This is a genomic window from Pseudenemella bisphenolivorans, assembly GCF_051133435.1.
In the GTDB taxonomy this organism is placed as follows: Bacteria; Actinomycetota; Actinomycetes; order Propionibacteriales; family Propionibacteriaceae; genus JAAYAO01.
The window spans coordinates 254,139-276,440 of sequence record NZ_JBPGNY010000001.1; the positions used below are offsets into that span (position 1 = coordinate 254,139).

21 protein-coding genes and 1 pseudogene are annotated in these 22,302 nt (G+C 68.6%); all 22 read right to left on the reverse strand.

The window, feature by feature from the left end; all coding sequences use genetic code 11:
* Positions 1 to 28 precede the first annotated feature (28 nt).
* The 22 genes and pseudogenes from ACR4XW_RS01205 to mraZ all read right to left on the reverse strand — a co-directional run bounded on the left by ACR4XW_RS01205 (position 29) and on the right by mraZ (position 22,064).
* Positions 29 to 952, reverse strand: a complete 924-nt coding sequence (locus ACR4XW_RS01205; protein ID WP_434758684.1) for an RluA family pseudouridine synthase — start codon at positions 950 to 952, stop codon at positions 29 to 31.
* The gene (gene lspA, locus ACR4XW_RS01210; protein WP_434758685.1) at positions 949 to 1,629 is read right to left on the reverse strand and encodes a signal peptidase II; all 681 of its coding nucleotides are present in this window, start codon (positions 1,627 to 1,629) and stop codon (positions 949 to 951) included. Before lspA ends, ACR4XW_RS01205 begins: the two co-directional genes overlap by 4 nt.
* Complete coding sequence (locus tag ACR4XW_RS01215) at positions 1,602 to 2,060, reverse strand: TraR/DksA family transcriptional regulator (protein ID WP_434758686.1); 459 nt, start codon at positions 2,058 to 2,060, stop codon at positions 1,602 to 1,604. Before ACR4XW_RS01215 ends, lspA begins: the two co-directional genes overlap by 28 nt.
* Before the next feature lie 96 nt (positions 2,061 to 2,156).
* The gene (locus ACR4XW_RS01220; RefSeq protein WP_434758687.1) at positions 2,157 to 2,945 is read right to left on the reverse strand and encodes a DivIVA domain-containing protein; all 789 of its coding nucleotides are present in this window, start codon (positions 2,943 to 2,945) and stop codon (positions 2,157 to 2,159) included.
* A 158-nt stretch (positions 2,946 to 3,103) separates the two neighbouring features.
* Positions 3,104 to 3,391 carry a YggT family protein gene (locus tag ACR4XW_RS01225; protein WP_434758688.1) on the reverse strand — a complete coding sequence of 96 codons (288 nt, stop codon included), beginning with the start codon at positions 3,389 to 3,391 and terminating at the stop codon, positions 3,104 to 3,106.
* Between the two features lie 9 nt (positions 3,392 to 3,400).
* The gene (locus ACR4XW_RS01230) at positions 3,401 to 3,862 is read right to left on the reverse strand and encodes a cell division protein SepF (RefSeq protein ID WP_434758689.1); all 462 of its coding nucleotides are present in this window, start codon (positions 3,860 to 3,862) and stop codon (positions 3,401 to 3,403) included.
* A 97-nt stretch (positions 3,863 to 3,959) separates the two neighbouring features.
* Positions 3,960 to 4,523 carry a hypothetical protein gene (locus ACR4XW_RS01235; RefSeq protein ID WP_434758690.1) on the reverse strand — a complete coding sequence of 188 codons (564 nt, stop codon included), beginning with the start codon at positions 4,521 to 4,523 and terminating at the stop codon, positions 3,960 to 3,962.
* Positions 4,520 to 5,095 carry a hypothetical protein gene (locus ACR4XW_RS01240; protein WP_434758691.1) on the reverse strand — a complete coding sequence of 192 codons (576 nt, stop codon included), beginning with the start codon at positions 5,093 to 5,095 and terminating at the stop codon, positions 4,520 to 4,522. The genes ACR4XW_RS01235 and ACR4XW_RS01240 overlap by 4 nt, the downstream gene beginning before the upstream one ends.
* 26 nt (positions 5,096 to 5,121) lie before the next feature.
* The gene (locus ACR4XW_RS01245) at positions 5,122 to 5,898 is read right to left on the reverse strand and encodes a purine nucleoside phosphorylase YfiH/LACC1 family protein (protein ID WP_434758692.1); all 777 of its coding nucleotides are present in this window, start codon (positions 5,896 to 5,898) and stop codon (positions 5,122 to 5,124) included.
* 227 nt (positions 5,899 to 6,125) lie between these two features.
* Positions 6,126 to 7,125: pseudogene (gene ftsZ, locus ACR4XW_RS01250) on the reverse strand (cell division protein FtsZ); the annotation flags it as partial.
* A 177-nt stretch (positions 7,126 to 7,302) separates the two neighbouring features.
* Positions 7,303 to 7,998, reverse strand: coding sequence for a cell division protein FtsQ/DivIB (locus ACR4XW_RS01255; RefSeq protein WP_434758693.1), 696 nt, complete (start codon positions 7,996 to 7,998; stop codon positions 7,303 to 7,305).
* Positions 7,998 to 9,464 (reverse strand): UDP-N-acetylmuramate--L-alanine ligase, encoded by a 1,467-nt coding sequence (murC, locus tag ACR4XW_RS01260; protein ID WP_434758694.1) that lies wholly within the window; start codon positions 9,462 to 9,464, stop codon positions 7,998 to 8,000. Before murC ends, ACR4XW_RS01255 begins: the two co-directional genes overlap by 1 nt.
* Entirely contained in the window at positions 9,461 to 10,570 is a 1,110-nt protein-coding gene (locus ACR4XW_RS01265; protein ID WP_434758695.1) for a UDP-N-acetylglucosamine--N-acetylmuramyl-(pentapeptide) pyrophosphoryl-undecaprenol N-acetylglucosamine transferase, read from the reverse strand. The genes murC and ACR4XW_RS01265 overlap by 4 nt, the downstream gene beginning before the upstream one ends.
* A gap of 11 nt (positions 10,571 to 10,581) precedes the next feature.
* Positions 10,582 to 11,796, reverse strand: a complete 1,215-nt coding sequence (gene ftsW / locus ACR4XW_RS01270; RefSeq protein ID WP_434758696.1) for a putative lipid II flippase FtsW — start codon at positions 11,794 to 11,796, stop codon at positions 10,582 to 10,584.
* Positions 11,797 to 11,815: 19 nt separating this feature from the next.
* Entirely contained in the window at positions 11,816 to 13,300 is a 1,485-nt protein-coding gene (gene murD / locus ACR4XW_RS01275; protein ID WP_434758697.1) for a UDP-N-acetylmuramoyl-L-alanine--D-glutamate ligase, read from the reverse strand.
* Complete coding sequence (gene mraY / locus ACR4XW_RS01280) at positions 13,282 to 14,349, reverse strand: phospho-N-acetylmuramoyl-pentapeptide-transferase (protein ID WP_434758698.1); 1,068 nt, start codon at positions 14,347 to 14,349, stop codon at positions 13,282 to 13,284. The genes murD and mraY overlap by 19 nt, the downstream gene beginning before the upstream one ends.
* Positions 14,346 to 15,833, reverse strand: a complete 1,488-nt coding sequence (locus ACR4XW_RS01285; protein ID WP_434758699.1) for a UDP-N-acetylmuramoyl-tripeptide--D-alanyl-D-alanine ligase — start codon at positions 15,831 to 15,833, stop codon at positions 14,346 to 14,348. The genes mraY and ACR4XW_RS01285 overlap by 4 nt, the downstream gene beginning before the upstream one ends.
* On the reverse strand, positions 15,830 to 17,359 hold the full coding sequence (locus tag ACR4XW_RS01290) for a UDP-N-acetylmuramoyl-L-alanyl-D-glutamate--2,6-diaminopimelate ligase (RefSeq protein ID WP_491777153.1): 1,530 nt from the start codon (positions 17,357 to 17,359) through the stop codon (positions 15,830 to 15,832). The genes ACR4XW_RS01285 and ACR4XW_RS01290 overlap by 4 nt, the downstream gene beginning before the upstream one ends.
* A 73-nt stretch (positions 17,360 to 17,432) precedes the next feature.
* Positions 17,433 to 19,202 carry a peptidoglycan D,D-transpeptidase FtsI family protein gene (locus tag ACR4XW_RS01295; protein WP_434758700.1) on the reverse strand — a complete coding sequence of 590 codons (1,770 nt, stop codon included), beginning with the start codon at positions 19,200 to 19,202 and terminating at the stop codon, positions 17,433 to 17,435.
* A gap of 503 nt (positions 19,203 to 19,705) precedes the next feature.
* Positions 19,706 to 20,488: a cell division protein FtsL gene (ftsL, locus tag ACR4XW_RS01300; RefSeq protein WP_434758701.1), complete on the reverse strand. Its 783-nt coding sequence runs from the start codon at positions 20,486 to 20,488 to the stop codon at positions 19,706 to 19,708.
* On the reverse strand, positions 20,485 to 21,453 hold the full coding sequence (rsmH, locus tag ACR4XW_RS01305; RefSeq protein WP_434758702.1) for a 16S rRNA (cytosine(1402)-N(4))-methyltransferase RsmH: 969 nt from the start codon (positions 21,451 to 21,453) through the stop codon (positions 20,485 to 20,487). The genes ftsL and rsmH overlap by 4 nt, the downstream gene beginning before the upstream one ends.
* A gap of 182 nt (positions 21,454 to 21,635) precedes the next feature.
* Positions 21,636 to 22,064: a division/cell wall cluster transcriptional repressor MraZ gene (gene mraZ / locus ACR4XW_RS01310; RefSeq protein WP_434758703.1), complete on the reverse strand. Its 429-nt coding sequence runs from the start codon at positions 22,062 to 22,064 to the stop codon at positions 21,636 to 21,638.
* Positions 22,065 to 22,302: the final 238 nt, after the last annotated feature.

Sequence of the window (22,302 nt, forward strand, 5' to 3'; positions counted from 1 at the left end):
TCCCGGGCGACGAAGTCCGAACGAGGGGTTACGTATCGGAGACAATCGCCAGAGCGTGCGCCAAATCATCGGGATAAGCGGACTCGAAAACCACCCGATCGCCGGTGCCCGGGTGCTCGAAACCCAGCCGCACCGCGTGCAGCCACTGACGTTGCAGACCGAGCCGCTCGGCCAGTACCGGGTCGGCCCCGTACAGCGGGTCACCCACGCACGGATGGTGCAGAGCCGACAGGTGCACCCGGATCTGATGGGTGCGGCCGGTTTCCAACTCGATCTCCAGCAGAGTGCAGGCCACGAAGGCCTCCACGGTGGTGTAGTGGGTGATCGATTCGCGGCCGCCCGCGGTGACGGCCATCTTCCACTCGGCGCCGGGGTGGCGGCCGATCGGGGCATCGATGGTGCCGTCGAAGGGGTCGGGATGGCCCTGCACCAGGGCGTGGTAGGTCTTGTCCACCACCCGGTCGCGGAAGGCCTGTTTCAGCAGGCTGTAGGCGCGTTCGCTCTTGGCCACCACCATCAGCCCCGAGGTGCCGACGTCCAGGCGTTGCACGATGCCCTGGCGCTCGGGGGCCCCGGAGGTGGAGATGGCGAACCCGGCCGCGGCGAGGTGTTCGGTCACCGAGGGGCCGTCCCAGCCGAGGCTGGGGTGGGCGGCCACCCCGGCGGGCTTGTCGATCACGATGATGTCGGAGTCGTCGTGCACGATGGCGATGCCCTCGACGAACCGGGGCCGCACCTCGATGGTGCCGGGCAGCACCTCGGGCAGGTCGACGTCCAGCATCGCCCCGGCCTGGACCCGGGTGGACTTGGCGGCGGTCTCACCGTCCACCCGGACCCGGCCCTCGGCGATCAGTTGGGCCACCTGACTGCGGGTCAGCCCCAGCATCCGGGCGGCCGCGGCATCGACCCGGTCACCGTCGAGCCCGTCGGGGACGAACAGCACCCGGCTCATTCCGGGCTCCGCTCGGTCTCGTCATCGCCGACCCGGTCGGCGGGTTCACCGTCGGCCTCGTCCTCGGCCTCATCGGCTTCGGGGGCGGACGTCTCCGCGTCGCCGTCCGGCAGCTCGTCGTCCGGCAGCTCGTCGTCCGGCTGCTCGTCGGCAGGCTGCTCGCTGTCGGGGGTGCCGTTCCACTGTGCCCGGGTGAAGATCGACAGGATGATGATCAACGCGGCCGCGGCGACGATGCACATATCGGCGACATTGAAGATCGGCCAGTTCGGCAGTTCCAGGAAATCGATCACATGCCCACGGCCCGGTGCCGGGTCGCGGAAGATCCGGTCGATCAGGTTGCCGACCACCCCGGCCAGCAGCAACCCCAACCCCAGGGCCCAGCCCAAGTGCACCACCCGCGGGGCCAGGAAGAACAGCACGAACAGGGTCACCGCGGAGGCGAGGATGGTGAAGATCCAGGTGGACTCGGCCCCCAGGCTGAAGGCGGCGCCGGGGTTGAACACCAGGCGCAGTTTCAGCCATTCACCCAGGAAAGGTCGGGGCTCCCCCGGTTCCAGGCTGTTCAGGGCCCATTGTTTGGTGACCTGATCGGCGGCCACCAGGGTCGCGGCCACCAGCAACAACAGTGCGGTGGCCGTGGGACGAGTTATCGGCGTTCGGCGCGCTGCTTGCACTTCACACACATGGTCGCGCGCGGAAACACCTGCAGCCGGCCCTTACCGATGGGCTGGCCACAGCTCTCACAGACTCCGTACTGCCCGAGCCGGATCATCCGCAGCGCGAGTTGGCTCTGTTCCAGCATCAGCCGGGCGTTCTGCACCAGCGACATCTCGTGGTCGCGTTCGAAGTTGCTCGACCCCACATCGGCCGGATCCCGGCCGGCACCGTCGTCGCTGGCCCGCATCCCGGCGAGTTCTTCCTCCGAGATGCGGATCGCGGTGTGCTGGCGTTCGACATCCTCGTCCAATTCGGCGATCACCTCGGCGATCTCCTCATCGGTCCACGGGTCCTCACCCTCACCTACCGGAATGACCGAGGCGTCCACCTTTTCTCGCCAATGCGGGTCACGTCCGCCGATCGGGTCGGCTCCGTCGGCCTGGGGCATGTGGTGACTCCTTTGTACTGAGGTTCAGGGCGGCAGGCTACACGAATAAAGCCCCCTCACAAGCGAAGGGGGCCAGATTCGTGTTGCTGGTTGCGGTCAGCGATCACCCAGCAGAGCGTCCAGACGCGGGGTGCTGGAACCACCCTGGTTCTGGTCGTCGTGCTGCAGGATCTCGGGGGTCTCACCCGGCTCGAAGTGGGCGTTCTCCAGCCGGTGCAACTGGTCGCGCAGGCTGTCGATGAAGGACTTGCGGTAGTTGCCCTCGAACTCGCGCAACTGACCCACCTGGGACTTGAGCTGGTCGCGCTCGGTCTCGAGTTCGGCGAACAGCTCACGGCGACGGGCACCGACCTGGCGGTCGAGATCGTCGGCCCGGTTCTTCGCATCGGTGGTCATCCGCTCGGCATTCACCCGAGCCTCCGACTCCACCCGCGAGGCGCGGGTCTCGGCGTCGGTGGTGATCTCGTGGGCGCGGCGGTTGGCCTCGTCCACCTTCGCCTGGGCCTCGGCCTCGGCCTCGGTGACGACGCGCTCGGCCTGCTCGGTGGCCATCTGCACCAGGCGCACCACAGCGGGGCTGGCGTCGGCGGCGGTGGTCACCACGAGCCGCTCGGGGGCACCCTCACCCTGGGCCTGCTGCTGTTGCGGCTGCTGCGGCTGGGCCGGAGCGGCCACCGGACGGTACTTGTCCTCGGCCTCATCGGCATTCTGCTTGGCGGCCTGCAGGGATTCGACCTGCCGGCGCAGCATGTCATTCTCTTCGACGAGCTGCTTGAAAGACTCCTCGACGCGATCGACGAAGTTGTCGACGTCGGTGACCTCGTAGCCGGCCCGACGAGCAATGTGGAATTTGGTGTTCCGGACTTCTTCCAGCGTCAGGGTCATCTTTCACCTCTAGTTGTTAGTGCCCAGCCGTGTGACTGAGTCACATGCATTGTGGCATTACCGACATTGCCTTCAGCTTGCAGTTTCTCAGAATAGCCCTCCGCGCTCCGCGACACCAGTCACACCCGTCTCAATGGGTTCATTCGGGCACATCGGTATCACCAGAGCATCAGGTTCACCCGCATCGCAATGGTCAACAACAGGACCAGAACGAGGAAAGAAATATCGAGGGCGATGCTGCCGATCGTCACGGGTTTGAAGATTTTTCCCAGTGCCCGCAGCGGCGGATCGGTAATCGTGTAGATGAATTCGGCCAGGATCAGCACCAGGCCGCGCGGACGCCAACCCTGGTTGAGCACCGAGACCCACGACAGCACCATGCGTGCCATCAGAACCAAGGTGTATGCCATCAGGACGTAGTGGATGACCATTGCGATGACGGGCACCGTTTTACCTCAGCTTTGGTTGTAGAACCCTCCAGCGATGCGTTCCTTGTCCTCCGCAGTGACACTGACATTCTGCGGTGACAACAGGAACACCTTGCCGGTTACCCGTTCGATAGTGCCACGCAACCCAAAAATGAGTCCCGCGGCGAAGTCGACCAACCGTTTGGCGTCGGCATCGTCCATCTCGGTGAGATTCATGATGACCGGCACCGAATCGCGGAAGTGTTCGCCGATGGTGCGCGCCTCGTTGTAGGTGCGGGGGTGCACGGTGATGATCCGGGTCAGGTCGGCAACCCTCGGCGCCGGCGGGTTCACCGGGCGCCGGGTGTCGATGTCGGTCACGCTCGCCTCACCCTCGTCGTCATAGTCGGAGACGGCCTCGGTCAGTTCGTGGTCGGATTCGTCGAACTCGGCGTAGCGATCCTGGTTCACCAAACCGAGCCACTCGGCTGCACCCCGCCAAAATCCCATCGGTCCTCCTCAACGTCCGTCAATGACTGTACCCACGCAGTTGCGGCACAACCGGCAACCACGCGGCGCGTCGCGGCAGTTCCGTTCGGGGGCGGGGCTACTTTCGGCGGTCGCGAAGTTCGGGAAGGACCAACCACCAGCCCACGGCGGCCAGCCCCAGGACGATCAGGCCGGACGGGATCAGGATCACGCTCAGGCCGATCCGCCGTTCCCGCTCCATCATCCGGTTCTCCTCCCAGACATCGGTGCGAACCACCACCTCGGCCGGAACCGGGGAAACATCGGTACAGCTCACCCGATAGGTGCCCTCTCGGTAGGCGAAGAACCGCACGAGGACGGTGAACTCGTCCCAGCGCGGTGAGCGCACCACCTCATCCAGAGGTTGCGCTGCGCCATCGGGAGCGGTGACGCTGCATTCCGGTTTCGGCAGCTTGGTGCCGGCTTGATAGTCGGGATGTGAGGTGTCCGGCCGGATACCGACCTCCATCCCGCCCCGAGGCAGTTCGACGGTTCCGTCGGCGGCCACCGGGTAAGCCACGGATACCGAGTCCACCGGTCGGGGCTTGCTCAGTTCCACGGTCACCCAGCTCAGGAACGCAGCCCCCAGCGCGACCAGCACCGCCAGGGTCCAGAGCGCCACGGCCCCGATGATGCGCTTCATCGGACGCCCTGACGATCGGGGCGCAATCGGCCGGATCCGATCCGGATCGCGGCCGCCACCAGAAAGATGAAGACCACCGCCCCCACCCCACCGATGATCAGCATCCGGCCGGTCCGTCGTGCTTCCTCGGCGCGGTGGGTAACCCAGACATCGCGCTGCACCACCAGCTCGGTGGGCAGGATCAGGCCGACGTCATCGCGGCACACCACCCCGTACCTGCCCGCGGCTGCGCTGGTGAAACGGGCGTAGCGGGTGAACTCGTGCATTCGCGGCTTCCGGTCGACCGCGTCGAAGTGCACCAGTTCCCCATCGGCATCGCTGACTCGGCAGGTCGGGGCCGGAAGGGTTCGGCCGGCCTCGTATTCGGGGTGGTCGGGGTCCAGCACCACGCCGAGCTCGTAGGAGGTGTCGGCCTGCAACTGCACGTGGTCCTCGACCACCTTGTACCGGGTTGGGTCCCCGTCGGGTTGGGGAGCGCCGGTGACATTGGTCAGGAAGATCGCGAGCAGGGTGATCAGGGCCACCAGGCCGGCCAGGCCCAGCAGCACCCACGTTCCCAGGACGCGCTTCATACCTGACAGTGTCACCCCCGGCCGGGTCAGGCGTCGGTGAACCAGACCGCGCCGACCTGTCGTCCGGCCCCGGCCCCGTCCCGGCGGTGGCTGTGCAGGTCGGTGTCGGTGCGGGTGCAGCGATCGATGTCCACCGCCGCCACGTCCAGGTGACGCAGTTGCGCCAGCGCGCCGGCACCCAGGTCGATCGACGGGGTGCCCCAGGAGGTTTCGGCCCGGGTGGCGGGTTCTCGACCCCAGGCGTCCTCGGCCATCTGTTCGGGTACCTCGTAACAGGCACCGCAGACATGCGGGCCGACCCAGGCCGAGATCCGTTCCGCCCCGGCGGCGCGCATTGCGGCCACCGTGGCGGGCAGCACCCCACCGAGAAGGCCGACCCGTCCGGCATGGGCCACCCCGACCACCCCGCGTTCGGGGTCGGCGAGCACCACCGGCAGGCAATCGGCGACCCGCACCAACAGCGCGGTGCCGGACGGGCAGTGCCGGGACGAGGCAACGATCGCGTCGGCGACCGGCAACACGGGAGCGCCCGCCGCGGAGCCCAGATGACCGAGGGGATGCCAGCCTTCGATCAGCTCATCGGTGACGGTGAGCACCTCGGGGCCGTGCACTTGGTGCACGGTGATGAACCGGCGCACCGCAATGGCCTCGCCGAAGCGGCGGTAGTTCTCGATCACATGGTCGAGGTCATCGACGTCGGTGCGGCCCAGGTTCAACGAACCCATCGCCCCGGCGCTGACTCCCCCGTGGCGGTCGGTGAAGCCCAGGGAGACCGGGCCCAACGACCGCTGCCAGGCGAACACCTACTTCAGGAAGTCGGGGATGTCGAGGTCGTCATCGGCCGGCCGCGGTGGGTTCACCGGGGTGCGCGGCTGGGTCGGTTGAGTCGGCTGCGGCGCCTGGGGGCGCAGGTTCGACTCGTTCGGCGCCGGAGCCGGGGATTCGGTCTTGGGGGCCGGATCGGTGCGCGGAGTGCTGGGCGGTTGGGACACCGGAGCGCTCTGCTCCTGCTGCTGCGGACGCCCCGGGTTCTGTACCGGGCGGCGCTGCTGTTGTTGCGGCTGCTGCTTCTTCGGGGGTTGGCCGCCCTCGAAACCGGCCGCGATCACGGTGACCTTGACCTCGTCGCCGAGGGAGTCGTCGATGATCGTGCCGAAGATGATGTTGGCCTCGTCGTGGGCCGAGGCCTGGATCAGGCTGGCGGCCGCCGAGACCTCGAACAGGCCCATGTCGGAGCCACCGGCGATCGACATCAGCACCCCGTGGGCACCGTCGATGCTGGCCTCCAGCAACGGCGAGGAGACCGCCATTTCGGCCGCGGTCTGGGCACGGTCCTCGCCGCGGGCCGAGCCGATACCCATCAGGGCCGAACCGGCGTTCTGCATCACCGACTTCACATCGGCGAAGTCGAGGTTGATCAGGCCCGGGGTGGTGATCAGGTCGGTGATACCCGACACGCCTTGCAGCAGCACGGTGTCGGCCTGCTTGAAGGCATCGACCATGGTGACGTTCTGGTCGCCCATCTCGAGCAGCTTGTCATTGGGAATGACGATGAGCGTGTCGACCTCTTCGCGCAGCGCTTCGATGCCGACCTCGGCGGTGTTCGAGCGGTGCCGCCCCTCGAAGGTGAACGGACGGGTGACCACACCGATGGTCAGCGCACCCAGGGCGCGGGCGATGCGGGCGACGACGGGGGCGCCGCCGGTGCCGGTGCCACCACCCTCACCGGCGGTGACGAAGACCATGTCGGCACCCTTGAGCACCTCTTCGATTTCCTCGGCATGGTCCTCGGCCGCCTGTCGCCCCTTGTCGGGGTCGGCCCCGGCGCCGAGACCACGGGTGAGTTCGCGACCGATGTCGAGCTTCACGTCGGCGTCGCTCATCAGCAACGCCTGGGCATCGGTGTTCACCGCAATGAACTCGACCCCGCGAAGGTCGGCCTCGATCATCCGGTTGACGGCGTTGACACCGCCGCCGCCGACGCCCACCACCTTGATGATCGCCAGGTAGTTCTGAGATGCACTGGCCACGTGATCTTCCTTCTGCTCGTTCATGCGGTCGACCGGTGGTCCACTGGTGGGGAAGGTGGACCTCGGCTACTTCAAGACGTGTTCAGGCTATGAAGCACCGGTAACAGTGTCCACCATCTACGCCGCGACGCGCCGAGGAACGTGAAGCTGTACTTGAGGGTTAGTCAATCCTGCCGGTCAACGGGTGGTGGGGTGATCCGGCGCCGACACGTTGTAGACCTTCGCATTGGGTGCCGCGGTCATCAGCGAGCTGAGCACCAGGGCCTTGTCCGCCGACCTGTCGGCCCCACCCCATTCGATCCTCACCCCGCGGTCGAGGTGAATCACGATCGCATTCGGCCCGCGGGTGGTCACCGATTGGGCCCGCTCGGCCACGGTGCTGGGCAGGGCGCGCACCACCTGCGCGGTGTCGGACCATTCCCCGTCGGGTACTTCCTTGGCCACCACCAGGTCTTCGGGTGCCTCGTTGACCTCGCTGTAACCGAACCCGGTGTCGTCGACCAGCATCCAGGTGCCCTTGTTGTGGGCCACGAATCTGGGGGTTCGTTCGATGATCTCGATGTGCAGGGTGTGCGGCCATGATCGCGACACGTCGACGCTGCGCACCGGGGGCAGGTCGGCCAGTCGGGACCCGATCCGATCGGTGTCCAGCCGGGCCAGTGGCACCCCGAGCGGCACCTGGGCGGTGTCGCGCACCTGATCTTCGCTGAGCAGCTTGGCGCCGGACACCGAGATGTCGCGCACCGCGAGCACCGAGGAGAATCCCACCAGCCAGACCCCGGCCCCGGCCAGCAGCACCACCAGGACGGTCACCAGGATGGTGCGAATACCGATCCGACGGCGCCGGTTGCGACGTCGCTTGCGGGCCGCCATCAGCGTTGCTCCAACGCCGCCACGATGGCCGGCGCAACGGTGGTGATGTCCCCCGCCCCCAGGGTCAGCACCAGATCCCCGGGTTCGGCCAGCGCGGCAACCACCGCCGGCACCTCGTCACGGTCGGCACACCAGTGCACCGAGTCGGCGCGGGCCGGGTCGGCGGAGCGCACGGCCTCGACGATGAGTTGCCCGGTAACGCCGGGAATCGGGTCTTCACGGGCCGGATAAATCTCGGTCAGCACCACCTGATCGGCCAGGCGCAGGCCGCGGCCGAACTCGCCGGCGAAATCTCGGGTGCGGCTGAACAGGTGTGGTTGGAAGCAGGCGATCACCCGTCCGGTACCGGCGACCGCGTCGCAGGCCGCGGTGAGGGTGGCCGACACCTCGGTCGGGTGATGGGCGTAGTCGTCGTAGACGCTCACCCCGGCGACCTCCCCGGTGAACTCGAAGCGCCGATGGGTGCCGACGAAGTCACCCAGGGCGGCTGCGGCCGCAACGGGATCGGCGCCCAGATCGACCGCCACCGTCCAGGCGGCCACGGCGTTGTGCAGGTTGAACACCCCCGGCACCCGCAGCCGCAGGGTCACCTCGGTGTCGGCGGTGGTCACGGTGGCTCCGATCAGCCAGCCGTCGGCGCGTGCGGGGTTGTGCCGAATGTCGCTCAGCCGCACATCGGCTCCGGCATCGGTGCCGCAGGTGATCACCCGCTGTTGCACCGGGGCACGGTGTGCCGAGCCGGACGAGGCCGCGGTGCGGAGTTCGTCGGCGAGCTCCCGAGCGCCGGGGTCGTCGATGTTGACCACCAGGGTGCGCACCTGCTCGGCGAAGCGCCGGTAGCCGGCGGCATAGGCCTGCGGGGTGTGCCAGTTGTCGAGGTGGTCGGCCTCGATGTTGGTGACCACCCCGTGGGTGGCCGGGTATTGCAGGAAGGAGCCGTCCGATTCGTCGGCCTCGACCACGAAGGCCTCCCCCGAGCCGAGGGCGGCGCTGGTGCCGGTGTTGCCCAGGGGCGCCCCGACCACGTACGAGGGGTTCAGGCCGGCGCCGAGCAGGGCCACCGCGGTCATCGCGCTGGTGGTGGTTTTGCCGTGTGTGCCGGCCACTGCGACCCCGCGTTTGCCGAGCATCAGCGCGGCCAGGGCCGCACTGCGGTGCCACACCCGCAGGCCGCGGCGGCGGGCCTCGGCCAGTTCGGGGTTGGTTTCGCGGATCGCCGAGGAGATCACCACCGTGCCCACCCCGGGCCCGACCTGGGCGGCATCGTGACCGACCCAGACCTCGGCTCCCCGGGCGCGCAGATCGGCCAGGACGGGCGAATCCTGCTGATCCGAACCGCTGACCGACAGGCCGAGTTCGCACATCAGCCGGGCGATGCCGCTCATGCCGGCACCGCCGATCGCGATGAAGTGCACCCCACCCAGTTCGTCGGCGGGGACGAGTTCAACCGGTTCGACCAGCATCACCGCACCGCCGCCAGCACCATTTCGGCCAGGCGCAGGTCGGCATCGGCCGGCATCAGGCCCTGTCCGGCGGCCCGCATCCGGGCCAGGGTCTGTGGGTCGTTGATCAGCTCGGGCACCAGCCGACCGAGCAGTTCGGGGGTGCAGTCGGCGTCGTCGACCAGTCGGGCTCCCCCGGCGTCGACCAGGGGGGCGGCGTTGCGGCCCTGTTCGCCGTTGCCGTGCGGTAGCGGTACCAGGATCGTCGGCAACCCGATCACGGCGGTTTCCACCACCGTGCCGGCACCGCTGCGTCCCACCATCAGGTCGGCGGCCAGGTAGGCGCGTTCCATCGCGTCGACATAGGGCACCGGCTGGTACACCGCCCCGGACGGGTCTTCGATCCGGACGTGTTGCTCGGTGAAGTTCTTGGCCCCGAGCACGTGCAGCACCTGGATACCGCCGGCGAGCAGGCCTTCGGTGGCGGCCGCCGAAACGGCCGTGTTGATGCTGCGCGCTCCCTGGGAGCCGCCGCTGACCAGCAGCAGGGGCAGATCGGGGTGCAGGCCGTACTCCGCCCGTGCCTCGGCGCGCACCGCGGCCCGGGCCCCGGCATCGAGACCGGCGGCATCGGTGATCGTCCGGCGCAGGGGCAGGCCGAGGTGTTGGGCATGGCGCAACGGGGTGCCCGGGAAGGTGATCACCACGTCGGTGGTGAACCGGGCCCCGAGTTTGTTGGCGATACCGGGCACCGAGTTGCCTTCGTGCACCACGATCGGCACCTTCAGCGACCTGGCGGCCAGATAGGCCGGAACCGAGACGTACCCGCCGAAGCCGACCAGGACGTCCGCCCGGTGGTCGGTGAGGATCTTCTTGGCCGCCCGCACCGAACGTCCCAGCCGCACCGGCAGGGTGAACAGATCTTTGTTGGGACGCCTGGGCAGCGGCACCGGCTCGACCAGCTCCAGGCGTAGCCCGGCAGCCGGAATGACGGTGTTCTCCAGTCCCTTGGGTGTTCCGATCACCAGCAGGTCGGCACCTGGATCGAGTTCGGTGAGCCGTTGCGCGGTGGCGATCAACGGTGAGGTATGGCCGGCGGTTCCCCCACCGGCCAGCACGATTCGTGCCATCGATACAACTCCTAGCGGCCGATCACTGCGGTCATCCGGGGCCCGGATCGGGCCCGACGACGTTTGATCGCGATGCGGGCTTCCGGCTCATCGCGGGCACAGGCCAATAACAGGCCGACCGCGAGCAGGTTCGCCAACAGCGCCGACCCACCGTACGACACCAGCGGTAACGGCACACCAACAACCGGTATCAAGCGCAGCACCACGGCCACGTTCATGGTCATCTGGAACATCAGCCACACGGTGACACCACCGGCCACCACCCGGTTGAACAGGGAGTCGGAGCGCAGCGCGATGCGCAGCCCGGCCCAGCCGAGGGTGAGGAACAGCACCAGGGTGATCACGGCTCCGACCAGGCCGAGTTCCTCGCCGACCACCGCGAAGATGTAGTCGGTGTGCGCCTCGCGCAGGCTGCCCCATTTCTGTCGGCTGGCACCCAGGCCCACCCCGAACCAGCCGCCGGAGGCCAGGGCGTACAGACCCATCGTGGGCTGCATGTTGGTACCCAGCAGGTCGTCCCCGGGGTTCAGGAAGGCGATGAATCGACCCATCCGGTTCGGGCTGGCGGCGACCATGGCGGCCACGGCGGCCACCGATCCGAGGGCGAGGACGCCCAGCACCCGCCAGTTGGCGCCGACCAACCACAGGATGCCGACGAAGATCGCGCCCATCACCACCGCGGTACCGAGGTCGCGCTGCAGCACCACCAGGCCGGTGAGGATCGCCCCACCGGGCAGGAAGGGCACCAGCAGTTGGGCGGGCTGGTCGAGCACTCGCTCCTTGCGGGACAGCACCTCGGCACCCCACAGCACCATCGCCAGCTTGGCGAACTCCGAGGGTTGCAGGCGCAGCAGCGGATGACCCAGTTGCACCCAGTTGCGGTTGCCCTGGATCTCCACGCCCAGTGGGGAGTGGGTCAGTGCCAGCAGCGCCACCGCGACGAAGAAGGCGATCCAGCCGAGCATTCGCAGTTGTGTTGGTTCGCGGCGCGAGATCAGCCAGGCGCCGATCACTCCGAACACCAGGAAGATCACCTGACGTTTGAAGAAGTAGAAGGAGTCGCCGGTGTTGACCAAGGCGTAGACGCTGGACGAGGACAGCACCATCAGCGAGCCCAGGATGACCAGCAGCCCCACCGATCCGAGCACCAGGTAGTAGCTGGCCATCGGGGCGGTCAACGCGGCCCGGAGCAGAGTCGACGGACGCCGGGAGTTCGCTGTGGGCAACGTCCGCACCGTCACGTCCCTACTCCTGTCCCGGGGCCTCCCGGCTCGTGTCCGGTACCCGGCTGCGGACGGCTTCGGCGAAGGCATCGCCGCGGGCTCCGTAGTCGCGGTACATGTCCTGGCTTGCGCACCCGGGCGCCAGCAGCACCACATCACCGGGGCGGGCCAAGGATGCTGCGGCGTCGACCACGCGCGCCATGGTTCCAGTGTCGGTGCTGTCGACCGTGATCACGGGCACCTCGGGCGCGTGTCGGGCGAGTGCCTCGGCAACCCGGTCGCGATCGACCCCGAGCAGCACCGCCCCCCGCAGCCGGTCGGCGACGGTCTCGACCAGGTCGAAGAACTCGGTGCCCTTGGCCTGTCCCCCGGCGATCCACACCACCGACTCGTAGGCCTGCAGGGAGGCTTGGGCGGCGTGCGGGTTGGTCGCCTTCGAGTCGTCGACCCACCTGACCTGGTCGATCTCGGCCACCTCGGCGATCCGGTGAGCACCGGGTTCGAAGGCCCGCAGCCCGTCGCGCACCGCGGTGGCCGGCACCCCGAAGGAGCGGGCGAGCGCGGCCGCGGCCAGGGCGTTGGCGACATTGTGCGGTGCGGGGGGACGGACATCGTCGATGGTTGCCATTTCCATCGCCGAGGTGGCGCGCTGGGCCACGAAGGCCCGGTCGACCAGCAGGTCGTCGACCACCCCGAGCATGGACGGGCCGGGGGTGCCCAGGGTGAAGCCGATCGCCCTGGCGCCCTCGGTGACGTCGGCCTCCTCGACCATCCGTTCGGTGGCGGGATCCTGGACGTTGTAGACGCAACTGTGGGTGATGCCGTGGTAGATCTTCGCCTTCGCCGCGGCGTACTCGTCCATCGACCCGTGCCAGGCGAGGTGGTCGGCCTCGAGGTTGAGTACCGCTGCCGAGTGCAGCCGCAGGCTGTGCGACCAGTGCAGTTGGAAGCTGGACAGTTCGACCGCGAGTACGTCGTACGGTTCGGGGTCGAGCACCGCCTCCATCACCGGGGTGCCGACATTGCCGACCTCGGCCACCCGCAATCCCGCGGCGGTGAGGATCGCGGCGAGCATGGCCACGGTGGTGGTTTTGCCGTTGGTGCCGGTGACCGCGAGCCAGGGCACCTCCGGGTTGCGCAGCCGCCAGGCGAGTTCGACCTCACCCCAGATCGGGATGCCGCGTTCGGCGGCCTGTGCGAGCAGCGGACGGGTCGGTGGCCAGCCCGGTGAGGTGATCACCAGGTCGACCTCTGCCGGCAGTTCGGCCGAGGACCCCGGGCCGAGGCGCAGTTCGGCGCCCAGTACGTCCAGGATTGTGGCCTGATCGGTGAGCGTGTCGGGGTCGGCGTCGTCGATCACGGTCACCCGGGCGCCCAGTTCCAGCAGCCCGTCGGCGGCGGCGAAACCCGACCGGCCCAACCCGGCCACCACGACCCGGGCTTGGCCCCAGGGGGCGGAGCGGTCGGCTGCGGCCAGCCACTGCGGGCTCACAGGCCCACCACCCATTCGGTGTAGAAGATGCCCATTCCGACCGCGGCACACAGTCCGGCGATGATCCAGAAGCGCACCACGATGGTGCTCTCCGACCAGCCCATCAGTTCGAAGTGGTGTTGCAGGGGTGCCATTTTGAACAGCCGTTTGCCGCCGGTCATCTTGAACCAGCCGACCTGCAGGATCACCGACAGGGTGATGATCACGAACAGGCCGCCGAGGATCACCAGCAGCAGTTCGGTGCGGGTGAAGATGGCCAGCCCGGCCAGTGCCCCACCCAGCGACAGGGAGCCGGAGTCGCCCATGAAGATCTTGGCGGGCTTGGTGTTCCACCACAGGAACCCGAAGCTCGCGCCGGTGAGTGCGATCGAGACCACGGCCAGGTCGTAGGGGTCGCGCACCCAGTAACACTTCGCACTGGCGGTACCCCAGGCGCAGGACTGGTTGTACTGCCAGATGTTCACCAGGGTGTAGGCGGCGAAGACCATGGTTGCGGCGCCGGTGGCCAGGCCGTCCAGCCCGTCGGTGAGGTTCACCGCATTGCTGGTGGCGGTGATCAGCAGCACGAACCAGATCACCGCCAGCGGCGCGATCAGGGTGAGGGCGGGAATGTCACGCAGGAAGGAGATCGCCGGGGAGGCCGGGGTGATGTTGCGGGCGTCGGGGAAATTCAGCGCCAGAATGCCGAAGATCACCGCGACGCTGATCTGTCCGATCAGTTTGGCCCGGCTGTTGAGCCCCAGGGAGCGTTGTCGGGAGATCTTGATCCAGTCGTCCAGGAAGCCGACCACACCCAGCCCCAGATAGAGGCCGAGCACCAGCATCCCGGAGGCGGTCGGCGGGCTCCAGGTGAGCAGGTGGGCGACGAAATAGGCGACCACCACCGAGGCCATCACCACCAGACCACCCATGGTCGGGGTACCGCGCTTGGTGTGGTGGGAGGTCGGGCCGTCATCGCGGATGAACTGGCCGTATCCGCGCCGTACCAGCAGCGAGATGGCCAGCCGGGTACCCAGCAGGGTCCCGAGCATGGCCAGCACACCGGCCAGCAGGATGGTCTTCACCAGGCTCCCCCATTCGGTTCGGACGTGTCGGATTCGCTTGCCAGCGCCTCGGCGACCCGTTCCAGCGCCAGGCCGCGGGAGGCCTTCACCACGACAGTGTCACCGGGGCGGATCCTGGGCGCCAGCCAGCCGGCCACGTCGGCGGGGTCGGCGATCGCTTCCAGCCCTTCGGCCTTGCCGGCCTGTCGGGCTCCACGACACATTGCTTCGGCATTCTGCCCCACCGCGACCAGTTGGTGGAAACCGAGCCCGGCCACCTGCCGGCCGATTTCCTCGTGGGCGTGGTCGGTGTCGGCGCCGAGTTCTAGCATGTCGCCGAGTACGGCCCACACCCGGGTGCCGGGTCGATGTCGGGCGAGTTCGTGGGTGCTGTCGAGGGCGGCCGCCATCGAATCGGGGTTGGCGTTGTAGGCGTCGTTGAGGATCAGTACGTCATCGGCCCGGGTGTGCACTTCCATCCGCCACGGGGAGCGCGGACGGGCGCTGCTCAGGGCGGAGGCGACCATGGACGGTGGCAGTCCGGCCAGGATGCCGACCGCGGCGGCGCTGACGGCGTTGTCGACCTGGTGGCGGCCCACCAGGCGCAGGTGTACCGGATGGGTTTCGTGGTTGTTGCCGTCGTCGCTGTGCAGGGTGAAGCGGCTGCTGCCGTCGGGGTCGATGCCGAGTTCTTCGGCCCACACCCGCAGCCCGGCCGGATCGTCGGCGCCTGCGTCGACCGTCCCGGGTCGTTCGCCCACCGCGGTCCAGGCCAACCGGACGCCCTCGGCGCGGCGATCGGCCATCGCGGCCACCCGGGGGTCGTCGTGGTTGAGCACCGCCCACCCGTCGGCGGGCAGGGCGGCGATCAGTTCTCCCTTGGCCTCGGCGATGCCCTCCACCGAGCCGAACTCGCCCAGATGGGCACTGCCGACATTGAGCACCACACCGATCCGGGGCGGGGTGAGTTCGCACAGGTAGTGAATGTGGCCGGCCCCGCGGGCGCCCATTTCGCTGATCAGAAAGCGGGTGTCGTCGTCGACGCGGGTGGCGGTGAGCGGCACACCGAGTTCGTTGTTCTGCGAGCCGACCGGGGAAACGGTCGACCCGACCGACTCCAGGACGTGGGCCATCAGGTCCTTGGTCGAGGTCTTGCCCGAGGAGCCGGTGATGCCGATCACGGTCAGCGCGGGCGCATTGTCGACCACCAGGCGGGCCAACCGACCCAGGGCGGCGGTGGGGTCGGTCACCACCAGGGTGGTCATCTCGGGGTCGACGACCCGCATCGCGATCGCAGCCGATGCTCCGGCGCGACGGGCGACCGGAATGTAGTCGTGGCCGTCCACCTTTTCGCCGGGGAAGGCGACGAACAGGGCTCCGGGGGTCACCTCACGGGAGTCGCGGCAGACATCGGGGCCCACGGGGTCGCTGCGGTGCGCCCCGGCTGCCAGGTGCAGTTGGGCACCGATCGCGGCGGCCACCTTCTCGACACTGATCGACCTCATCCCAACTCCTGCCAGGCCGTAGTCACCTCGGTGACGTCATCAAAAGGCACTATCTCACCTTTGATGTCTTGGCCCTGTTCGTGTCCTTTGCCGAGAACGGCCACGATGTCGCCGGGTTCGGCCAGCCGCAGGGCTTCGCGGATCGCTCCGGCCCGGTCTCCCCCGTCGAGCACCCGGGCGCTGCCCTGCCGGGCCCCGGCCAACACCTGGGCCCGGATCGACTCGGGTGGTTCGCTGCGCGGATTGTCGTCGGTGACCACCACGATCTCGGATCGTTCGGCTGCGATCCGACCCATCGGTTCGCGCTTCTCCCGGTCGCGGTCGCCACCACAGCCCAGCACCGTGATCAACCGCCCCGACCGTTCCCCGAAGGCATCCAGGGTGGCGCCGACGGCCTGGGGGGTGTGCGCGAAGTCGACGTAGACCGCCGGAGCCGGGTCGGTGAGGGCGACCCGCTGCATCCGGCCGGGCACCTGTACCCGGGCCAGGCCGGGTAGGCAGGCCTCGAGGTCGCGTCCGGCCAGGTCGAGCATCGCCACGGCCAGCAGGGCGTTGGCGACATTGTGCCGTCCGGGCAGCGCCAGTTCGCAGTCGTGGCTGCCGGCGGGGGTGTGTACCCGCAGTTGCCAGCGGCCGTCGTCGAGTACCCGGGCGTCGGCCCGGTAATCGGCCCCCGGGTCGGTGAGGGACGCGGTGCGCACGTCCAGCCCGGCCGTCCGGGCCCGGTGGGCCATGTCCGCGCCACCGTCGTCGTCGATGGTGATCACCGCCTGCCGGGTGAACTCGGGGGTGAACAAGCGGGCCTTGGCGGCGGCGTATTCGGCCATCGTGTGGTGGAAGTCGAGGTGGTCGCGGCCCAGGTTGGTGAAGCCGGCGACCTCGAACCGCACCTCATCGACCCGGTGCAGGGCCAGCGCATGCGATGAGACCTCCATCGCCACGTCCTGGGCCCCCGCCTCCTGCATCACCGCGAAGAGGGCTTGCAGGTCGATCGATTCCGGCGTGGTGACCGTGGTGCGCGAGCCGCCCAGTTGTCGCCCGTCGACGGTGAAACCCATCGTGCCGATCGTGGCGCTGTGCCGTCCGGCAGCCTGCAGGGCCGCGTCCAGGATCGCCACGGTGGTGGTCTTGCCGTTGGTGCCGGTGACCCCGAAGAGATCGAGCTTCTCGGTGGGTCGGTCGAACAGGACGGCCGCCACCTTGGCCATCGCCGCGCGCGGGTCGTCGGTGGTCAGCACCGGCACGTCCACCTCGGTGAGCATCCCGGCCCCGGCGGTGTCGGTGAGCACCGCCACCGCCCCGGCTTCGACCGCCTGGGCACCGAACCGGGCGCCGTGGGTGCGGGTGCCGGGCAGGGCGACGTAGAGGTCGCCGGGGGTGACGAAGCGGGAATCGAGGTTGATGCCCTGCACCATGACGGGTTCGGTCACCTCGAATCCGAGGTCGGTCAGCCCCACCCGGGGGCTGCGCCTCGGACGGAGCGGGCCGGCGGGTTTTGCGGTGGACTCGGGACTCTGCGGCGACATGGACTCTTCAGCTGACACGGGTTTTTCGGGTGGCACGGGCTCTTCGGGTGACACAGTGCGACGGTACTGCACGTCACCATTCGAGGGGTGCGTCCGGCGGTGTCGGGTCCTTCTGCGGCGGAATCGAGTATCGCGGCAGCGCGTAGTTGAGCAGGTCCTTGGCGACCGGACCTGCCAGGGTGCCGCCGTAGCGACCCGCCACCGGACGGTCGATGGTGACCAGAATCAGCACCTTGGGATTGTCGGCCGGTGCGTACTGCATCCAGGAGGCCGTGAAGCCCCGGTAGCAGCCACAGCTCGGATCGACCCGCTGGGCGGTGGCGGTCTTGCCGCCGGAGGTGTAGCTCTCCAGGGTCAGGTGCTTACCGGTGCCGCCCTCGGCCAGAACCGCTTGGGTGGCTTCGCGCACCATCGCCGAGGCCTCCTCCGAGATCACCCGGCGCGGTTCGGCCCGGGGAATCTCGACCGGTTTGCCCTGGGCGTCGGTGCCCGACGCGACGATCGTGGGCTTGTGGTAGACCCCACCGTTGATCACTGCGGACAACGCGGCCGCATTCTGCACCGGTGTCACCGACAGGCCCTGACCGAAGGCGATCTGGTCGTGGGTGTACGAGGCCATGTCACCCTTGGGCACCCAACCGGTGGCCTCACCGGGCAGTTCGATGCCGGTCGGAGTGCCGAGACCGAAGCTGTACAGGTACTCGCTGAGCTGCGCGCTGGGCATCTGCCGGGCGAGCAGCACGGTGCCGATATTGGACGACTTGGCGATCACCCCGCGGGCGGTGAGCCGGATGTTGCCGTGGTCGAAGGAGTCGGTGATCCGGTGGTCGGCCGAGGCCAGCGAGGCGGGCACCTGCACCCGGGTGTCGGGGGTGACCATGCCCGCATCGGTCAGGGCGGCGAAGGTCAGCACCTTGTGCACCGAGCCGGGTTCCAGGGGGTCGGTCAGGGCCTTGTTGCCCAGGTTCTCGGCATCGGCCTTGCCGGGTTCGGTGGGGTTGAAGCTCGGGTAGTTGGCCAGCGCGAGCACCTCGCCGGTGGTCACGTCCATCATCACCACCGAGCCGGATTTCGCCTTGGCCTGGCGCACCGCTTGGGCGAGCCGTTGTTCGGCGGTGTACTGCAGTTCGGCGTCGATGGTGAGTTTGTAGCTGATGCCGTCCTCGGCCGGGGTGATCACGTTGGCACCGAGCGGAATCCGGGACCCGTTGGGGGCCGATTCGTAGACCTCCGAACCGGCGTGGCCGGCGAGTTGCTCGTTGTGGGCGAACTCGAAACCGGCCAGACCGGCGCGGTCGTCACCGCCGGTGAAGCCGATCACGTTGGCGGCGGTGGTGCCGGCCGGGTAGGTGCGAATCGGGTCGGATTCGCGGAAGATGCCGTAAATGTCGGCCTCGACCAGGTCGGCCGAGATCCGGTCGTAGATCGTGGCCGGAACCCGTTTGGCGACGTAGACGAAGCGGGTGTCGGGTTTGGTCAGCGCCGGCAGGTAGTCGGATTCCTTGCCGCCGATGTGCTTGGTCAAGATGGCGGCGATCTCCCGGGAGCGCTCGGTGGTCAGCGTCGGGTCGGCGGTGATCGCCACCGCGGGTTCGCTGGCTGCCAGCAGGGTGCCGTTGCGGTCGGTGATCGTGCCGCGTACCGGCAGCAGGGGCACCGAGGTGGTGGTCTGGCGGGAGGCCGAGGCGGCGTAGGCCTCGGTGTCGAAGACCTGTACCTGCACCAGGCGTCCGGCGAAGAGGGACACCAGGATGGCCATGGTGAACATCAGGGCCTTCATCCGCAGCGGCGAGGAGCCCAGCGGCACCCGGGTGGGCGCCCGATAGGTGCGCGGACGGGCCACCGGACGGGCGTCCTTCCGGGGGGTGGTCGGACGCCGGCTGGCGCTCGCGGGCTTGCTGCCCCGGACCGAGCCCCCGGCCCTGGTCGAGCCGGACGCCTTGTTCGCCGCGGAACCCCGGTGCGAACGAGCGCTCTGCTCGGAGCGACCCGGTTTGGACGGCTTGGCGCTCCTGCTCGGCTTCGCGGGCTTGGTCGGCCTGCCCTGCGCGGCCGGTTTGCGCTGCGTTGTCGACTTGCTCTGTGTCGTCGACCTGCTCTGTGTCGTCGACTTGTTCTGGGCGCTCGACCTGCTCTGTGTCGTCGACTTGCCCTGGGCGCTCGACCTACTCTGGGCGCTCGGCTTTCGCGGTGCGGTCGGCTTCGCCGGGCGAGTCGGCTTGGAGCTCTGCTTGGCGGGCTTGCCCTGCTTGGCCGCCGGCTTGGGGGTGCCGCGCGAGCTCTGCGCAGCACCACGCGGTTTACCGGCCGACGGCCGGCCCGACCTGCGTCGATCGTCCCGCTCGCTCATTGCCCCTCCCCCGATGCTGCCTTGCGGGCCCGTTCGGCCTCGGCCTTGTTGCGCGCCTCTTGTTGGGTGGCCTTCTGTTCGGCCGTGGGTTCGACCTTGGCCGCGTCGTCCGCCGCCTGTTGCTGTGCTTCCTGCTGCTCCTTCGCGGCCTTCTCGGCGGCCGCCTTCTGCTGCGCGGCCTTCTCCTGGGCGGCCTTCTCCGCAGCCGCCTTCTGCTGTGCGACCTTCTCGGCGGCGACCTGCTCCGGAGTCTTCTCCTGTGCCGCAGGGGGCTCGGCCCGGTTCTGCGACTGTTCGCCCGGCTTCTGCTCGGCCGGCTTCTTGTCGTCGGGTTGCTGGGTGCCGGCCGGCGGCGTCGGTTTCGGCGGTTTCACCACCGACGAGGGCAGTTCGCCACCGGTCACCGGCTTGGGTTCACCGATCACCTTCCCGTCCGGCACCACCAGCAGGGCCGAATGCGTATTGGGTCGCATCCCCAGGGCCGAGGCCTTGGTGGCCAATCCGCTCGGCGACCCGGCCTCGTCGATCCGGGCACTCAGGTAGGCCTCGTAATTGGCCAGCCGCGCCTGTTCTCGGTGCAACTGACGCATCTCGAAGGCCTGGTTCTGCAACTGGGTGTTCAACAGGGCCAGGCCGAGCAGCCCCAGGCCGAGCACCGAGGCCATCACCAACAAGAAGGGCAGCCGGGACACCCGAGCAGTGCGTTCGGCAACCGCCCGCAGGTGCCGCCGTGGGGTGGCGAAACGTGTGGACGGGGAATGAACCGGCAGCGCGCTCACTGGTCTGCCACCTTCTCCGCGGCCCGCAGGCGCGCCGAAGCCGCCCGGGGGTTGTCCGCGATCTCATCGGGTTCGGGTTGTTCGGCGCCGCGGGTCAACAGCCGCACCTGCGGGCCCATCCCGGCCGGCACCACCGGCAGATCCCGGGGTGCCCGGGATTCGGCAGCGGCCCGCAGCACCTGCTTGACCCGGCGGTCCTCACCGGAGTGGTAGGCCAGCACCGCCAGCCGGCCGCCGGGGGCCAGGGCGTCGATCGCCTGGGGCAGTACCTCGTCGAGGGCGTCGAATTCGGCGTTGACCTCGATCCGCAGGGCTTGGAAGATCCGCTTGCCCGGGTGCCCGCCGGAGCCGGCGAACCGTGCGGCCGCGGGCAGGGCCTCACGGATCACCTCCACCAACCGGGCGGAGTGGGTGAAGGGTTCGGTATCGCGCTGCCGGACGATCGCGCGGGCGATTCGATCGGCGAACTTCTCGTCGCCGTAGTGCTTGAACAACCGGGCCAGGTCACGCTCGGAGTAGGTATTGACCACCTCGGCAGCCGTCAGCCCCTGCTCCCCGTCCATCCGCATGTCCAGCGGGGCGTCGGCGGCGTAGGCGAAGCCGCGCTCGGGACGGTCGATCTGCAGCGAGGACAGACCCAGGTCCAGCAACACCGCCTGCACCTGCGTGATACCCAGGTCGGCGAGCACTTCGGCCAGTTGGTCGTAGACGACCTCGGCGATGGTGACCCGGTCACCGAAGGGGGCCAACCGGGCCTCGGCGTGGGCGATGGCCTGCGGGTCGCGGTCGAGCCCGATCACCCGGGCGTTCGGGCAGGCGCGCAACAGGGCTTCGGTGTGACCACCCAGGCCCAGGGTGCCGTCGACGAAGATCGAACCGGGTTCGACCAGTGCCGGGGAGAGCAGCTCGACGATGCGCCCCAACATGACCGGCACATGCCGGTCAGTGGTGTTCGCATCGGTCATCTCGACCCAGCCTTTCGCGATGCTCGGGGGTGGGACTCGGTTCGTGTGGCCCGGTTTCGGCCCGGACGTTCGGGAAGGGCGACCTGGCACCGGGGAAGGTGCGCCAGGGAGCCAACGCCCGGGCCGAAACCGCGCCACACGTTTCGTGCTGGTGACCTGTCGTCGGGTTCTTCGCCGGAGGGTCACATCCCCGGGAAGATCTCTTCGTTCATCTCGGCGAACACTGGTTCCTGCTCAGCGGAGTAGGTCTCCCACGCGGCGACGTCCCAGACCTCGACGCGATCGATCGCACCGACCACGACGATGTCCTTGTCCAGTCCCGCATAGCTGCGCAACTGGGGCGGAATCGTCAACCGGCCCTGCTTGTCCGGGGTGTCGTCCGATGCCGAGGCCGCCAACATGCGCTGGAAGTCCCGCACCTGCTTCACCGTGGACGGTGCATTGCGAATCGACTGCGTCATCGTCACGAAGGTCGACATCGGGTAGATCGCCAGGCAGCGCTCCTGCGCCCGGGTCACCACCAACCCCTCGGCCAGTTCGTCACGAAACTTCGCCGGCAGAAAGAACCGGCCCTTCTCGTCGAGCTTCGGGGTGTACGTGCCCAAGAACACTTGGACCACCTCCCCGACGCCCCACTTGACGGACCCATTCGCTCCACTGCGCACCACCTTACTCCACTTTGCTCCACTTGACCTAACATTTCGCTCCCTTTTTCTCCCGGACCCGGCTTTTCGGGCGCCGCTACTCTCCTTTCGGGCGCGCGTCGCGGGCGGGTGCGACCTGCGATGCAGGCGCTCGATGCGTAGGCTGGGGCGGTACCGGCGTGGGACTGCAGGAGGAGAAACTCGA

Bases quoted from the DNA above. Each gene is read 5' to 3' on its own strand.
- ACR4XW_RS01240 (WP_434758691.1), bottom strand. From the start codon at position 5,095: ATGAAGCGCGTCCTGGGAACGTGGGTGCTGCTGGGCCTGGCCGGCCTG.
- ACR4XW_RS01265 (WP_434758695.1), bottom strand. From the start codon at position 10,570: ATGGCACGAATCGTGCTGGCCGGTGGGGGAACCGCCGGCCATACCTCA.
- ACR4XW_RS01235 (WP_434758690.1), bottom strand. From the start codon at position 4,523: ATGAAGCGCATCATCGGGGCCGTGGCGCTCTGGACCCTGGCGGTGCTG.
- rsmH (WP_434758702.1), bottom strand. From the start codon at position 21,453: ATGACCGATGCGAACACCACTGACCGGCATGTGCCGGTCATGTTGGGG.
- ACR4XW_RS01285 (WP_434758699.1), bottom strand. From the start codon at position 15,833: ATGAGGTCGATCAGTGTCGAGAAGGTGGCCGCCGCGATCGGTGCCCAA.
- murD (WP_434758697.1), bottom strand. From the start codon at position 13,300: ATGGGTGGTGGGCCTGTGAGCCCGCAGTGGCTGGCCGCAGCCGACCGC.
- ACR4XW_RS01205 (WP_434758684.1), bottom strand. From the start codon at position 952: ATGAGCCGGGTGCTGTTCGTCCCCGACGGGCTCGACGGTGACCGGGTC.
- ACR4XW_RS01215 (WP_434758686.1), bottom strand. From the start codon at position 2,060: ATGCCCCAGGCCGACGGAGCCGACCCGATCGGCGGACGTGACCCGCAT.
- ACR4XW_RS01230 (WP_434758689.1), bottom strand. From the start codon at position 3,862: ATGGGATTTTGGCGGGGTGCAGCCGAGTGGCTCGGTTTGGTGAACCAG.
- ACR4XW_RS01290 (WP_491777153.1), bottom strand. From the start codon at position 17,359: ATGTCGCCGCAGAGTCCCGAGTCCACCGCAAAACCCGCCGGCCCGCTC.
- ACR4XW_RS01255 (WP_434758693.1), bottom strand. From the start codon at position 7,998: ATGGCGGCCCGCAAGCGACGTCGCAACCGGCGCCGTCGGATCGGTATT.
- ACR4XW_RS01220 (WP_434758687.1), bottom strand. From the start codon at position 2,945: ATGACCCTGACGCTGGAAGAAGTCCGGAACACCAAATTCCACATTGCT.